The organism is Methyloterricola oryzae, assembly GCF_000934725.1.
GTDB classification, from domain to species: domain Bacteria; phylum Pseudomonadota; class Gammaproteobacteria; order Methylococcales; family Methylococcaceae; genus Methyloterricola; species Methyloterricola oryzae.
Map to the genome: position 1 here is coordinate 47,528 of NZ_JYNS01000019.1, position 12,259 is coordinate 59,786.

Annotated in this window: 15 protein-coding genes; 10 read left to right on the forward strand and 5 right to left on the reverse strand. The window is 63.8% G+C overall.

Annotated elements, in window-relative coordinates; all coding sequences use genetic code 11:
- Window positions 1–18 precede the first annotated feature (18 nt).
- Window positions 19–900, reverse strand: a complete 882-nt coding sequence (gene nifH / locus EK23_RS18410; RefSeq protein ID WP_045226862.1) for a nitrogenase iron protein — start codon at window positions 898–900, stop codon at window positions 19–21.
- 488 nt (window positions 901–1,388) lie between these two features.
- On the opposite strand from nifH, the gene EK23_RS18415 reads away from it, so the two are divergent.
- From EK23_RS18415 to EK23_RS18455, 10 genes are all read left to right on the forward strand, one after another.
- Entirely contained in the window at window positions 1,389–1,814 is a 426-nt protein-coding gene (locus EK23_RS18415; protein ID WP_045226863.1) for a response regulator, read from the forward strand.
- A gap of 18 nt (window positions 1,815–1,832) precedes the next feature.
- A complete protein-coding gene (locus EK23_RS18420) occupies window positions 1,833–2,258 on the forward strand; it encodes a group II truncated hemoglobin (RefSeq protein WP_045226864.1) in 426 nt (141 codons plus the stop codon).
- Between the two features lie 11 nt (window positions 2,259–2,269).
- A complete protein-coding gene (locus tag EK23_RS18425) occupies window positions 2,270–2,854 on the forward strand; it encodes a hypothetical protein (RefSeq protein WP_045226865.1) in 585 nt (194 codons plus the stop codon).
- A gap of 85 nt (window positions 2,855–2,939) precedes the next feature.
- Window positions 2,940–3,275: a monooxygenase system ferredoxin subunit gene (locus EK23_RS18430; RefSeq protein WP_052808335.1), complete on the forward strand. Its 336-nt coding sequence runs from the start codon at window positions 2,940–2,942 to the stop codon at window positions 3,273–3,275.
- 55 nt (window positions 3,276–3,330) lie between these two features.
- Window positions 3,331–3,603, forward strand: a complete 273-nt coding sequence (locus EK23_RS18435; RefSeq protein ID WP_045226867.1) for a hypothetical protein — start codon at window positions 3,331–3,333, stop codon at window positions 3,601–3,603.
- A gap of 59 nt (window positions 3,604–3,662) precedes the next feature.
- The gene (locus tag EK23_RS18440; protein ID WP_045226868.1) at window positions 3,663–4,088 is read left to right on the forward strand and encodes an ArsC/Spx/MgsR family protein; all 426 of its coding nucleotides are present in this window, start codon (window positions 3,663–3,665) and stop codon (window positions 4,086–4,088) included.
- Window positions 4,088–5,740, forward strand: a complete 1,653-nt coding sequence (locus EK23_RS18445; RefSeq protein ID WP_235282199.1) for a SagB/ThcOx family dehydrogenase — start codon at window positions 4,088–4,090, stop codon at window positions 5,738–5,740. Before EK23_RS18440 ends, EK23_RS18445 begins: the two co-directional genes overlap by 1 nt.
- Window positions 5,741–5,799: 59 nt before the next feature.
- Window positions 5,800–6,135, forward strand: coding sequence for a thiosulfate sulfurtransferase GlpE (locus EK23_RS18450; RefSeq protein ID WP_045226869.1), 336 nt, complete (start codon window positions 5,800–5,802; stop codon window positions 6,133–6,135).
- Window positions 6,136–6,366: 231 nt separating this feature from the next.
- The gene (locus EK23_RS23055) at window positions 6,367–6,630 is read left to right on the forward strand and encodes a hypothetical protein (protein ID WP_052808336.1); all 264 of its coding nucleotides are present in this window, start codon (window positions 6,367–6,369) and stop codon (window positions 6,628–6,630) included.
- Entirely contained in the window at window positions 6,620–7,084 is a 465-nt protein-coding gene (locus EK23_RS18455; protein ID WP_052808337.1) for an ankyrin repeat domain-containing protein, read from the forward strand. Before EK23_RS23055 ends, EK23_RS18455 begins: the two co-directional genes overlap by 11 nt.
- 444 nt (window positions 7,085–7,528) lie before the next feature.
- On the opposite strand, the gene EK23_RS18460 is transcribed toward EK23_RS18455, so the two are convergent.
- The 4 genes from EK23_RS18460 to EK23_RS18475 form a co-directional block, all read right to left on the reverse strand.
- Window positions 7,529–7,825, reverse strand: a complete 297-nt coding sequence (locus tag EK23_RS18460; protein ID WP_045226870.1) for a hypothetical protein — start codon at window positions 7,823–7,825, stop codon at window positions 7,529–7,531.
- Window positions 7,826–8,005: 180 nt separating this feature from the next.
- On the reverse strand, window positions 8,006–10,828 hold the full coding sequence (locus tag EK23_RS22090; RefSeq protein ID WP_052808338.1) for a putative bifunctional diguanylate cyclase/phosphodiesterase: 2,823 nt from the start codon (window positions 10,826–10,828) through the stop codon (window positions 8,006–8,008).
- A 12-nt stretch (window positions 10,829–10,840) separates the two neighbouring features.
- Entirely contained in the window at window positions 10,841–11,332 is a 492-nt protein-coding gene (locus EK23_RS24620) for a type IV pilin protein (RefSeq protein ID WP_045226885.1), read from the reverse strand.
- Between the two features lie 297 nt (window positions 11,333–11,629).
- Window positions 11,630–12,259, reverse strand: a 630-nt coding sequence (locus EK23_RS18475) for a methyl-accepting chemotaxis protein (protein ID WP_045226871.1), incomplete at its 5' end; no start/stop codon positions are given.

The following is a 12,259-nucleotide window of genomic DNA, read 5'->3' on the forward strand; positions in this document are numbered from 1 at the left end:
CTCCGGACGTGCAGCTCTTTACGCCGCCAGTTCGGATGCAGTCTTGCCGACCTGCGATTCGTCGATCTGCTTCATGATGCCGTGGGACATCAGCAGGTCTTCCAGCTCATCCATGGTGATGGGGGTCGGGATGATGCCATTGCCGGAATTGTTGTGGACCTTCTGAGCCAGCTGACGGTACTCGTTGGCCTGCTTGGAGTCCGGGGCGTATTCCATGACGGTCATGCGGCGCAGCTCGGCGTGCTGCACGATGTTGTCGCGCGGCACGAAGTGGATCAGCTTGGTGCCCAGCTTGGCAGCCAGAGCCTCGGCCAGTTCCAGTTCCTTGTCGGTCTGGCGCTCGTTGCAGACCAATCCGCCCAGACGCACGCCACCGCTGTTGGCGTACTTCAGAATGCCCTTGGAGATATTGTTGGCGGCGTACATGGCCATCATTTCACCGGACATGACGATGTAGATTTCCTGCGCCTTGTTCTCGCGGATTGGCATGGCGAAGCCGCCGCACACCACGTCGCCGAGCACGTCATAGGAGACATAGTCGATGTCTTCGTAGGCGCCTTCTTCCTCCAGGAAGTTGATGGAGGTGATAACGCCGCGGCCTGCGCAGCCCACGCCCGGCTCCGGACCACCGGACTCGACGCAGCGGATGTCGCGGTAGCCGACCTTCATGACGTCTTCCAGCTCCAGGTCCTCAACGCTGCCGGCATCGGCGGCCAGGGACAGGATGGTGTCCTGAGCCTTTGCGTGCAGGATCAGACGGGTGGAGTCGGCCTTGGGGTCGCAGCCTACGATCAGGATGCGCTGACCCATTTCGGCCAGAGCAGCCAGGGTGTTCTGGGAGGTGGTGGACTTGCCGATGCCGCCTTTGCCGTAGAAAGCGATTTGTCTCAAGCTTGACATGGTGATACTCCGAAATTTAAAGGGATGGTCGATACATTTCGTTTCCCGCAGTACTCTGCCGGATGAACTCATCCGGCCTAATCACTGTGCGGCGGCGCTTTCTTTTTTTTCTTCTTTTCGCGACCGACTGGTGAGTAGTCGAATAGTGCACAGTTCACATTTAGCAACCGCTGTGCCAGCCCCCTTGAAATTTCTAAGTTACTGATTTATTGGTCGTAAATCATTGTATGAAGCGTGACAAACGCCCCTCCCGTGATGTTTGCTACAAGACAAACCCATACGGTTTGTAGGGAACAAAACAAACCCCACAGCCCCAGCTGCAAGCGGCCGCGACAAGCCCACACCTTATATAGCGAAAGGCCCTGAGGCTTTCGCCGCGGCCACGAGAGCCGTGGCGCGCTAATTGCAAAACTGGAATTGGCGTCTCTAGAAGGGGCTCGTCCCCGGATGCCCATCCGTTCACGTTCAATGCAAGCGAGGAGTACCCCATGCAGATCGGCGTCGACAGTGAGAAAGCCGTAGACGACAGGCGCGTGTTCGTCGTCGACAGCGACGAGATCACCAGTGCGGCACTGCAGTTCATGCTGCACGACGAGATCGAGACCCATGAGCTGAGCAGTCTGGAGGCCGCCTATGCCAAGGCGAGGGACTGGCCGCCCTCGGTGCTGCTGCTGGGCATCGACATCGTCAGGGAGAAAGGGATCGAGGTGCTCAGCGAAATCCACGGGAAGATGGCCGACCTGAAGATCATCCTGATAGCGGAAAAGGCAACCGATCCCTTCGCCCAGGAATGTCTCAAGAACGGCGTCAACACCATCCTGCCCAAGCCCCTCACCATCGAGAAGGCCAGGGCCAAGGTGGATGCCCAATTGGGCCGCGGCTCGCGCCTGGCGGTGCCCGTGGTGGTGATGTAAGGCCGGGATCACACCGTCATGCAGGCACCGGGCAAAACCAACGCGCTCCCCATCGTCGGCCAGGCCGGGGAAAACCCGCACTACCGGCTGCTGGGCGGCGAGGAAGCCATCCGCCGGCTGGTGGAACGCTTCTATCAGCTCATGAGCGAGTTGCCGCAAGCCCAGACCATCCGCGCCATGCACGAGGCGGAACTGGGCCCCGCGAAGGAACGGTTGTTCATGTTTCTCAGCGGCTGGCTGGGGGGGCCTCAGTTGTATGCGGAGCGTTTCGGGCATCCGCGGCTGAGGCAAAAGCACCTGCCCTTCGCCATCGACGAGCAGGCACGCGATGCCTGGATGGCCTGCATGGTCCAGGCGCTGGAAGAACAGGTTGGCGATCCTGAACTTCGCAAGCAGGTGACGGCCTCGTTCTATAAAACCGCCGATTTTCTACGTAACCAGTAATAGGAGTCTTGATGTCCACTATCAACGAAACGCCGCTAGGATCCCTCGAAGAAGAGGGCCGCCTGCTCAGTCCCGTGTTCAAGGGAGCCACCAAGGACGGCTACTTTGGGTTCCGCGGCATGATCGCGCTCAAGTTCGCGCAAAAGATGAGCGACGAAGCCCGCCCGCCGGAGATCAAGTTCGACCAGGTGATGACCGTGGGCAAGGCCGGGGAGACCACCATCCCGTTTTTGGCCGGCGTCGCCCTGTCCCTGGAATACATTCAACTCTTGTGCGAAGTCCTGGGCGACAAGCTTTCCCCCGACGGCAAGTACTTCTTCTTCGCCGGCAACCTGGACATTTCCAAGCGCTACCAGATCGCGTACGGCGGCACCAAGTTCTGGGTTCTGCCCCTGGACGAGGCCACGGTCTACAACGAGCTTCTCGACCTGTTCAACATCGAGAAGAACGACCTGAAGAAGCTGGACACCGCCGGAAAGCTCATGGCGGTGGCCGAGGCGGCCGCGGGCTATGACGAGAAGTTCCCGGAGATCAGCTTTGAGGAAGGGTTGAAGATCATGGGCCCGATCCGGATTCCGGAAAACCGGCCGGTCTGACCCACATACGGCGTGAAGCCCTCGCGGGAGCCGACCGCTCTCCGCGCGGGGCCGAGCGCACCCATCGCGAGCATGAGGAGCGATTATGTATACCAAAGCCTGTGACGAGAGCGAGCTTCGGCAGGGCAAGTATGAAGTGGTGGCGGTGAATCGCACCCTGATGCTGATCGTCTGGCCGGAAGGCGACACGCCCCACGCCTATCAGGGCCTGTGTCCCCACGACCGTGAACCCCTGGCCGACGCCCATTTCAACGGCAGCATCCTGACCTGCCGGCACCACGATTGGGAGTTCAAGGGCAATACGGGCGCCTGCATCAAGGGTAAGCCCTGCCTCTTGGCGGAATATCCCCTGAAGATCGAAAACGGCGAGGTGTTCGTCGAGACCGACGGCGTCGAGCCCAATTACGTGAATTATTCGTAGAGCCCCGAAGGGCCGCCACATCACCATTACCATCTTGTAGTCCCGGAGATCGATCATGCGTTACGAAGAACTCAAAACCCCCCTGAAACTCTGCACCGGCACCCGCAAAGGCGGCGAGCAGCAATGCAGCGGCACCTTGCACCAGTGCAAGGCCTGCGGCGCTGTGGGCTGCCGCCAGAGCCGGCCGGACCTGTGCTCCGAGCAGGGCTTCGACGTGCTCGGCAAGTGCCTGAAATGCGGCGCCGCCGGCCAGATGGAAGCCCTCGATGCGGGCGACTACAGCACCCAGCAGGCCTGGCTGCATCCCGAGTCCTCCACCGTCAATTGAACAGTGGGATAGACTCGCGGTCTGACATTCAGTCGACGGCTTGAAGACGAACCGGAGCGATGGCCACCATCACCTTTTACGAAAAGCCCGGCTGTGCCAACAACGCGAAACAGAAGCGCCTGCTCATGGAGGCAGGCCATTCGCTGATCGTGTACAACCTGCTGGACACCCGCTGGGAAGGCCCGGAGCTCCGGTCCTTCTTCGGTGATCGCCCCGTGGCGGAGTGGTTCAACCGCGCCGCCCCGCGCGTGAAGTCCGGCGAAATTGTCCCGGAAGCACTGGACGCCGATGAGGCGCTCGAGCTGATGCTGGCCGAACCCCTGCTGATCCGCCGCCCGCTGATGCAATGCGGCGAGTGGCGCGAGGCGGGTTTCGAACCGCAGCGGCTCGGCACCTGGCTGGTGCCGGAGACCCACGCTGAACTCGGCGAACTGGAACGCTGCTCGCGCAGCCATCACTGCCCGGCACCGGGCGAGGACCGCTGATGGAACCCGCCATCCGGCGCCACGCGCCCATTCAGGGTGGGCGACTGCCCGCATCCGAAGCCACGACAGCCCGAGACCTGGACCGGGTGCTGGCCTATCACCAACGTACCAAGCACCATCTGGAACGCTACGCCGCCGGGCCCGAAGCCCTGGACTGGAGCAGCCAGCCAGACCCCTTCCGCAGCTTCAAGGGCGCACCGGCCATTCCCCTGCCCTTGGGGGGCGACAGCCTGGCGACCCCCTTTGGCCAGTTGCAAGAGCCCGGCCGGATAGCGCCGCAGCCGCTCTCCCTCAATGCCATCGCGTTGCTCCTGGAACTGTCCATGGGCTTGTCCGCCTGGAAAGAGTATGGACCTGACCGCTGGGCGCTGCGCTGCAATCCGTCCAGCGGCAACCTCCACCCTACCGAGGCTTATCTGGTAAGTCAGGGGGTGCCGGACCTGCCCGACGGCGTGTACCACTACCTGAGCCGCGATCATGCACTGGAACAGCGCGCGGCCTGCGGCAGCCCGGGCAGTGAAGCCCGGGCGTGGATCGGGCTGAGCTCCATCCATTGGCGAGAAGCCTGGAAGTACGGCGAAAGGGCGTTCCGCTACTGCCAGTTGGACACCGGCCACGCCCTCGGCGCGCTGCGTTATGCGGCCGCTGCCCTGGGCTGGAGGCTGCGCCTGGTCCCCGGCGTCGGCTCGCAGGCCCTCGGCGGCCTGCTCGGCCTGGACCGGGCCGAGGACTTTTTCGGCACCGAGACTGAGGAAGCGGAAGTGCTTTTGGAGGTGATGGTGGGCAACGCCGAAGCGCTGCCGCCGCCAGAGCCTCCGAGCGCCGCGGCCTGGAAGGGACGCGCCAACGTGCTCGATCCGCACCCCATGTACCATTGGCCGGTGATCGATGAAGTGGCGGAAGCCAGCCGTACCGCTGGCGAGGCCGAGCGGGAAGTGATGCCCTTCGGTTTTCCGCCGCGCGCCGCTTGCCTGACGGCGGAGCCCGCCAGCACCCTGATTCGCCGGCGCCGCAGCGCCCAGCGCTTCGACAACCGCCCGCACATGGGGGCACACCAGTTCTACACCATCCTGGACGCCTTGCTGCCGCGCCGCGCCGTACCCTGGGACGTGTGGGATTTCGCGCCGCGCCTGCACCCGGTGCTGTTCGTGCACCGCGTGGAAGGTCTGGCCCCCGGGCTCTACGCGCTGCTGCGCGATGAAGTGGCGGGCGCCGGGCTGCGCGCGGCCATGCTGGGCAGTTTTGCCTGGACTCGTCCGGCCGGCGCGCCCGCGCATCTGCCCTTGTACCTGCTGGCGGAAGCCGGCTGCGGGCAGTTGGCAAAGGCCATCCATTGCCATCAAGCCATCGCCGCGGACAGCGGCTTCGCCTTGGGCATGCTCGCGGAATTCGAGGAAACCCTCAGCGCCGCACCCTGGCGTTACCGGCAATTGCACTGGGAAGCCGGCCTGCTGGGGCAGGTTCTGTACCTGGAAGCCGAGGCGGCCGGCCTGCGCGGAACCGGCATCGGCTGCTATTTCGACGACAGCTTTCACCAATTGCTGGGCCTGACGGGGAACCGCTACCAGTCCCTCTACCATTTCACGGTGGGCTTTCCCCTCACCGATACACGCATCCTGACCCTTCCACCTTATCCGGGGCGACAACCATGAGTGCAATTCCAGCCGCGGTCCGGCAAGCCGGCATCCCGCCCGCACGGCGGAGAAAAGACATGAACCCAAGCAGCGCCTGGCGCCGGGTGAGCGCCAAGGACCTGCGCGAGTTGCTGCAGCGCCCTCACTTGAGAGTGCTGGACATGCGTGACGAAGCGTCCTTTGCCCAGGGACACATCGCCGGCGCCGAATACCTTTCCAACGGCAATCTGGAAACGGTGCTGCTGAAAACCCCCCGCCACGTGCCGGTGCTGATCTACTGCTACCACGGCAACGCCAGCCAATCCGGCGCCAAGCTGTTCGTGGATTTCGGCTTCCAGGAAGTTTACGACCTGGTGGGCGGGTATGAGAGCTGGCGGCTGAACGAAGCCCGGATAGACACGGCTTCGGACTGAACCGGAATGACTTTTGCCACTTCCCCCTGCAGGGGGAAGGCGGGGATGGGGTTAGAAAACCGGGACGAAGAGCAAGGTCGGAGCTCCCTGCGCCCGTCTAGGTATCATCCCCGCCCTGCCCTCCCCCCTGGAGAGGGGGGGGAACGTAGCTTTTTCAAGGCTTACCGCAAAGTTAGCCTAAAACCTGCCCCACTCATCCAACCAAAGTCTCCCAGCGGAGGACCGACCGTCATGCCCGACGTCAAAGATACCCAAGAGCTGATCGCCGAAGGCGACCAATTCGCCCTATACAGCCTGGATGGCGGGGCCGTCTGCACGCTGCGCTGCAAGGAAGAGAGCAGCACGGCGCGCATCGAAGGCGAGGAGGTGGCGGCCTTTCTGGCGGAGTACGAGAAGGTCAGGACCCAGTACCCGGGCTATGACACCGATCAGGTGCTCGCCCAGTTGTGGGACCAGGGCGGCTACAGTTGGATGGCGACGCCCGATGAGGAGTGAGTTTGATCTGGAGGCCTGGCTCATCGCACAGGGTTTTGCCGAGGGCAGCCCGGATGCCTTGATCGAGAACCGCACCACGCCGCTGATGCACGCCTGCCGGCTGGCTGACGGGGCGGCGGTGGACGCCCTCCTGGCCGCCGGCGCATCTCTTGCCGAACTCAACGGCGACGGCAATAACGCCCTCTGGCTGGCCTGCTACGGGGGCGATACGGGCATCATCGAACGTCTGATACAGGCCGGCATCGACATCGATCACCAGAATGAAGGCGGCTCCAGCGCCCTGATGTACGCCGCATCCTGCGGCAAGACCGCCGTGGTCGCCCAGCTTCTGGAGGCCGGGGCGGACGTGCACCTGAAGAACCCGGATGATTTCAGCGCGCTGGACATGGCCGCCAACCTGGAATGCCTGCAACTGCTGCGCGCCGCGGGTCGCCGGCAATCCGCCGTCAGTTAGGCTGTGCTGAGCAATAGCTTCCCGTTTTCAGGCTCTCTAATTCGTTCTTGGTTGCCACCCCGTTCAGCCGCGCTGAGCATCGCAGCCTGACGGGCGGACTAGCCCGGAGGGGCGCTTCAAGGATGAAGCGCGGCGGCGGAGGGCGATGGATTGCCCTTCTGCCGACCCCGTCCGGCGCGCGAGAAGCGCAAGAGCATTCGCGGCTGCCGGGTGGCCTTTTCTTTGGATACTTTCTTTTGGCCACGCAAAAGAAAGTATCTCGCCTTCCGGTGCGAGAACCGGATTCACATAAACTTCGCGCAGCGAATCCAAATCAGGGATCTTACGCGGCCATTCCGCTTAGTCCCGCTTCTTCCTGCTCCGCCCTGAAAGGGCCGCCCGGCGCTCGCCACCGGAAAACCAGCGTTTTCCGGTGACTTGAGCCGAACTCGAGGCTGGCTTCCCTCAGGCGTGGGCCTGCACGCCGTCGTGCACCTGGTAGACCACGTTGCCTTCGCGCCAGGCAAAGGGCTTGCTCGGGTCATGGCCCTCGATCTCGGGGATCAACCGCTCGCAGAGCATGACGATGATATCTTCGATCGGGGCGCTCGTATCATTCTCTTCGGTCATGCGGTCGATGGACGCCTCGCCGCCCTCGGTGCCGTCCTTTTCGATATGGACGATGAAAATCTCTTCGTGACCGTGTATGCCATGCGCTGTGACACGGAAGATCTCACCCTTGTATTCAAACTCACGTACCATCTGGTTTCCCCTCGTTATTGTGTTGTCTTGCTCGCAGGTTGACGCATTCGCGCAGGTAGTGTAATCGCGCCGGGGCGGATTCTACTATAAACATTGTGGTTTAACCCCCGGTGTCAGGCAACACTGTGCTTCACCGGGGAAGGCCGGCGGAGCGCCGGATAGGAAGGATGGAGCGACTGCCTAGACGCGGAAGGGCTGGCCGTCCAGCAACTGGAAGAAGTCCGCGGCGGGCACGGGGCGGCTGAAATAAAAGCCCTGGAAGATGCCGCAGCCGTGCTGCTTGAGGAATTCCAACTGAACCTGGTTCTCCACGCCTTCCGCCACCACCTCCAGGCCCAGGCCGTGAGCCAGGGACAGTATGGCGCTGGTGATGGCCTGGCTGCTCATGCTGGATTCCATGTGGCGCACGAAGGACTGGTCGATCTTCAGCACATCCAGGGGCAGGTCCTTGAGATAGGATAGGGACGAGAATCCCGTGCCGAAATCGTCCATGGCCAGGGTCAACCCCATGTGCTTGAGATCGTTCATCCGCCCCACGCAGGTCTTGGGGTCGACGATGGCCACGGATTCGGTCAGCTCCAGCTCGATGAAGTGCGGGTCCACCTGGGTGCGCCGCAGGATATCGCCCACGCCAGCCACCAGCCCGGGCCGCCTGAACTCGATGGACGACAGGTTCACCGAGATGCGCACCGGATTCAGACCGTCGCGCCCGCAGGCCACCACGTTGCGGCAGGTTTCCTCCAGCACCCAGTTGCCCAGGTCGACGATCAGGCCGGTCTGTTCCGCCAGCGGAATGAATCGAGCCGGGGAAATCATCCCGCGCTGGCCGTGGTTCCAGCGCACCAGCGCCTCGGCGCCGACCACGCGCCCGTCCAGCGACACCTTGGGCTGGTAGAACACCATCAGTTCGCCGCGGGCAATGGCGCCGCGCAACTCGTGTTCCAGCGCCACATCCTCCAGCGCCTCGGCATTCAGGTCCTTCGCGTAGAACTGGAAGTTGGCGCGGCCCTGGTCCTTGGCATGGTAGAGGGCGGCGTCGGCATTCTTCAGCAGGTCCACCGCGTTGTCGGCATCACGCGGGAAGATCGCGATGCCCAGGCTCGCCGTGGGAATGATGGCCTGCCCGCCGATCATCAGGGTGCGCTTGAGCGAACTCAGGATCGTCTCCGCCATGAAGCCCAGGCGCGCCACCACGCTCTGGCCCGTGGGAAGGTCCGGCGCCAGGACCACGAACTCGTCACCCCCCATCCGCACCACGAGGTCGGTTTCCCTGACGCTCTCGCGCAGGATCTGCCCCACCTGCACCAGCAGTTTGTCGCCGGCGGCATGGCCCATGGAATCGTTGATGTTCTTGAAGCGGTCCAGGTCGATCATCAGCACCGCCAACTCCGTGGCATCGCGGCGCGCCCGCGCCAGATGCTGCTGCAACTGGTCGTTTAGCACCAGGCGGTTGGGCAGGCCGGTCAGGTAGTCGTAATGGGCGTGCTGATACAGCTTTTCCTCCCAGGCCGCGTTGGACAGCGCCACGGCGATGCGGTCGCCGAAGCTGCGCGCGGTGGTCTCCGCCTCGGCCGGAACCCGGTCCCGCGCGCGGTAACCCAGGGTCACCGCCGCCAGCGCCTCCGCCATCACCACCGGCACCACCATGAAGCTCCAGCCGTCGGCAATGTCCAGCACCTGCAGATAGGATGGCAGCGCTCCCGCGCCCCGGAATTCCACGATCCCGTCCCGGGCGGCGAGCAGCGCCTGGATTTCCGCCTCGGCCAGGGTCAAGGGCCGCTCGAGCACCTGCACCCCGACGCCAGCCCGCCAACTGCGCAGATCGCTCACCCGGCCGCTACGCGGATCGGCCTGCGCGATGGAGAGCAGATCGCAGCGCAGGATTTTGGGCAGACGCCGCAGGGCGGTCTCCACGATCTCTTCCGCGTCCAGGGAGGAGAGGATCTTGCGGTCGATTTCCGCCAGGGCGGCGAGAATGTCGAACTGTCTGCGCAGGCGGTGGGTCATGTCGTTGAAGGAATCGCCCAGGGCCTGGAATTCATCGCCGCTGTCGATCTCCACGCGCACGTCCAGGTCACCACCGGCCACGCGCTCGGTGGCGACCTTGAGGCGTTCCAGGGGCGTCAGGTAGCGGGCGATCAGCCGCCCGCTGAGGTAAGCCACGAACAGCAGGGCCAGGGCGATCACCGGGGGATAGAGGGCGCGGAACTGCTCCATGGGGAGGAACGCCACCGTCTTCGGCTGCGCCATGACCACCACCATGTCAGGCCCCAGATGCTGGGTGCTCAGAGGAATGCGCCAGTAGGCCCCGAGAAACTCCGTTCCCGCTTCGCTCCAGGCCAGTTCGCCGCTGGCGCCGCGCGTGGCTTCCGATGCCATCGGTTGCGGCAGACTGACTTCCCGCTCCGACTGCACCAGCACATGGCCCGCCGCGTCGAGCACCCAGATTGGATGCGGATAGCTGTCCTCCGCCTGCCACACCGCCGCCTGACGCAGTTCCGCCAACAGCAGGCCGGCGCCGGTCTCGCTCTCTTCCAGCTTCACCGCCATCCACAGGCGCGCGCCGCCCGCTCCTGGCGTGGCCCGGAACAAGGCCCTGCCCGCCTCCACGCCCAGCCGCTCCTTTTCAGTCAGTTCGGGCAGATCGCCGGCTTTGCCCAGCAGGGGCGTTTGCCGCCCATCGGCGGTGAAGGCGATCAGGGCGAGAATCGGATCACTCTCCCTGCCGGCCGGCGACCGGCTCAGGCCGCGGCTGGAACGCTGGAGGTGATGGACTTCCAGACCGAGCGCGCTCTTCGCCAGTTCCAGGCGCCCCAGCAACTGCATCGCATAGGCCTTGCAGTCGTTGCGCAGGTCCCGGATCGTCTGCTCGCGCAACTGCCCGCCCACCTCGCGGAAGGAAAGCATGCCGAGAATAGCGACGGGGATCAGCGCCGCCAGGATGAACGACACCAGGATGCGGCGCGCAACCTTGTTGGAGATAACGGAGAAGCGCCGGCTCAAGCGCGCACCTCGTCAGAAGTCCGAGGACAGCCCAACGAAGCCGCCGTCCCGGGCGCGGATGATGTCGTCAACGCTGTTCTGATTGGTAATCTGGACTTGCGTCAGCCCATTCTTCCCCTTGCTGTACAGATCGTAGTCCGAGTTGATGGGGTTGAGGGCGTGGTCCTTGCGCACGCTGCCCATGATGCTCGGCCCGCCGTTGGCGATGTTGAGATAGACATAGGGCCGGCCCCAGGGGTCATTGCCGCCATTGGGCAGGCGCGAAGCGATCTCCGCGAGGTTGGTGGGGTAGCGGAACTGCTCGGTATAAAACTCCTGGATCTGGGTCTGTATCTTCAGCAGATCGCCGATGGCCGCCTTGTTCCGAGCCTTGTCCGTATAGCCGCGGTAGGCCGGAAGGGCAATGGCCGTCAGCACCGCGACCACGGCCAGGGCCATCATGATTTCTTGCAGGGTGAAGCCGGACTGCGGGGGCCGGCCTTGGGGGTTTGAATTGGCGTGCATGGTACCGTCAGAAAAAGCCCACAAAGAGCTTAGCAGAGCTACGGATTTCGTATCGGACCGTGACAAAAAGGAAGAAAACGTGTTGGACGCGAGGGCAAGTTAGGGGCGTGGCGGAGAGTAACAGCCCGCGATTCTGAAGATGCCCTTACTCCTTCCTGCTGGCAGGGGTAAGGCTGGAATGGGGGTAGAACGTAGGAGTGAAGAAGCCAACTCGAAGCTCACTGCTCCGGCAAGCTCGCCCCACCCTGCCCTCCCCCTGGACGGAGGAGGGGCAAGGGCAAGGACAAGGACAAGGGACTAGAACTCGGCCCAGTCCTCGCTCTCGGCGACCGCCGCCAGACGCGGCGAAGCCTTCGCCGACCGGGCCGGCATCGCCAGCACCTTGGCCGCCTTCGCAGCCGCCGGCTTCACAGCGTGGCTGCGGCTGGCCGTGTGCGAGCGTCCCGTTTCCTGCAGCTTGAACTGCGCCACCGTCTCCGCCAGGTTCGCCGCCTGCTCCTCCAGCGATTCCGCCGCCGCCGCCGCTTCTTCCACCAAGGCCGCGTTCTGCTGCGTCGCTTCGTCCATCTGCGTCACCGCATGGTTCACCTGGTCGATCCCCGAGGTCTGCTCCATCGACGCCGTGGCGATCTCCGCCATCAGGTCCGTCATCCGCTTCACCGAGGTCACCACTTCGTCCATGGTCTTGCCCGCCTCTTCCACCAGCCGGCTGCCATCCTCCACTTTCTCCACCGAGTTCCCGATCAGACCCTTGATCTCCTTCGCCGCCGCCGCCGAGCGCTGCGCCAGGTTGCGCACCTCACCAGCCACCACCGCGAAGCCACGGCCCTGCTCTCCGGCACGCGCCGCTTCCACCGCCGCGTTCAAGGCCAGGATGTTGGTCTGGAACGCAATGCCGTCGATGACGCTGATGATGTCCACGATCTT

What these genes read in the sequence shown, in the direction of transcription:
- nifH (WP_045226862.1), bottom strand. Translation starts at nt 900, where the DNA reads ATGTCAAGCTTGAGACAAATCGCTTTCTACGGCAAAGGCGGCATCGGC.
- EK23_RS18415 (WP_045226863.1), top strand. Translation starts at nt 1,389, where the DNA reads ATGCAGATCGGCGTCGACAGTGAGAAAGCCGTAGACGACAGGCGCGTG.
- EK23_RS18420 (WP_045226864.1), top strand. Translation starts at nt 1,833, where the DNA reads ATGCAGGCACCGGGCAAAACCAACGCGCTCCCCATCGTCGGCCAGGCC.
- EK23_RS18425 (WP_045226865.1), top strand. Translation starts at nt 2,270, where the DNA reads ATGTCCACTATCAACGAAACGCCGCTAGGATCCCTCGAAGAAGAGGGC.
- EK23_RS18430 (WP_052808335.1), top strand. Translation starts at nt 2,940, where the DNA reads ATGTATACCAAAGCCTGTGACGAGAGCGAGCTTCGGCAGGGCAAGTAT.
- EK23_RS18435 (WP_045226867.1), top strand. Translation starts at nt 3,331, where the DNA reads ATGCGTTACGAAGAACTCAAAACCCCCCTGAAACTCTGCACCGGCACC.
- EK23_RS18440 (WP_045226868.1), top strand. Translation starts at nt 3,663, where the DNA reads ATGGCCACCATCACCTTTTACGAAAAGCCCGGCTGTGCCAACAACGCG.
- EK23_RS18445 (WP_235282199.1), top strand. Translation starts at nt 4,088, where the DNA reads ATGGAACCCGCCATCCGGCGCCACGCGCCCATTCAGGGTGGGCGACTG.
- EK23_RS18450 (WP_045226869.1), top strand. Translation starts at nt 5,800, where the DNA reads ATGAACCCAAGCAGCGCCTGGCGCCGGGTGAGCGCCAAGGACCTGCGC.
- EK23_RS23055 (WP_052808336.1), top strand. Translation starts at nt 6,367, where the DNA reads ATGCCCGACGTCAAAGATACCCAAGAGCTGATCGCCGAAGGCGACCAA.
- EK23_RS18455 (WP_052808337.1), top strand. Translation starts at nt 6,620, where the DNA reads ATGAGGAGTGAGTTTGATCTGGAGGCCTGGCTCATCGCACAGGGTTTT.
- EK23_RS18460 (WP_045226870.1), bottom strand. Translation starts at nt 7,825, where the DNA reads ATGGTACGTGAGTTTGAATACAAGGGTGAGATCTTCCGTGTCACAGCG.
- EK23_RS24620 (WP_045226885.1), bottom strand. Translation starts at nt 11,332, where the DNA reads ATGCACGCCAATTCAAACCCCCAAGGCCGGCCCCCGCAGTCCGGCTTC.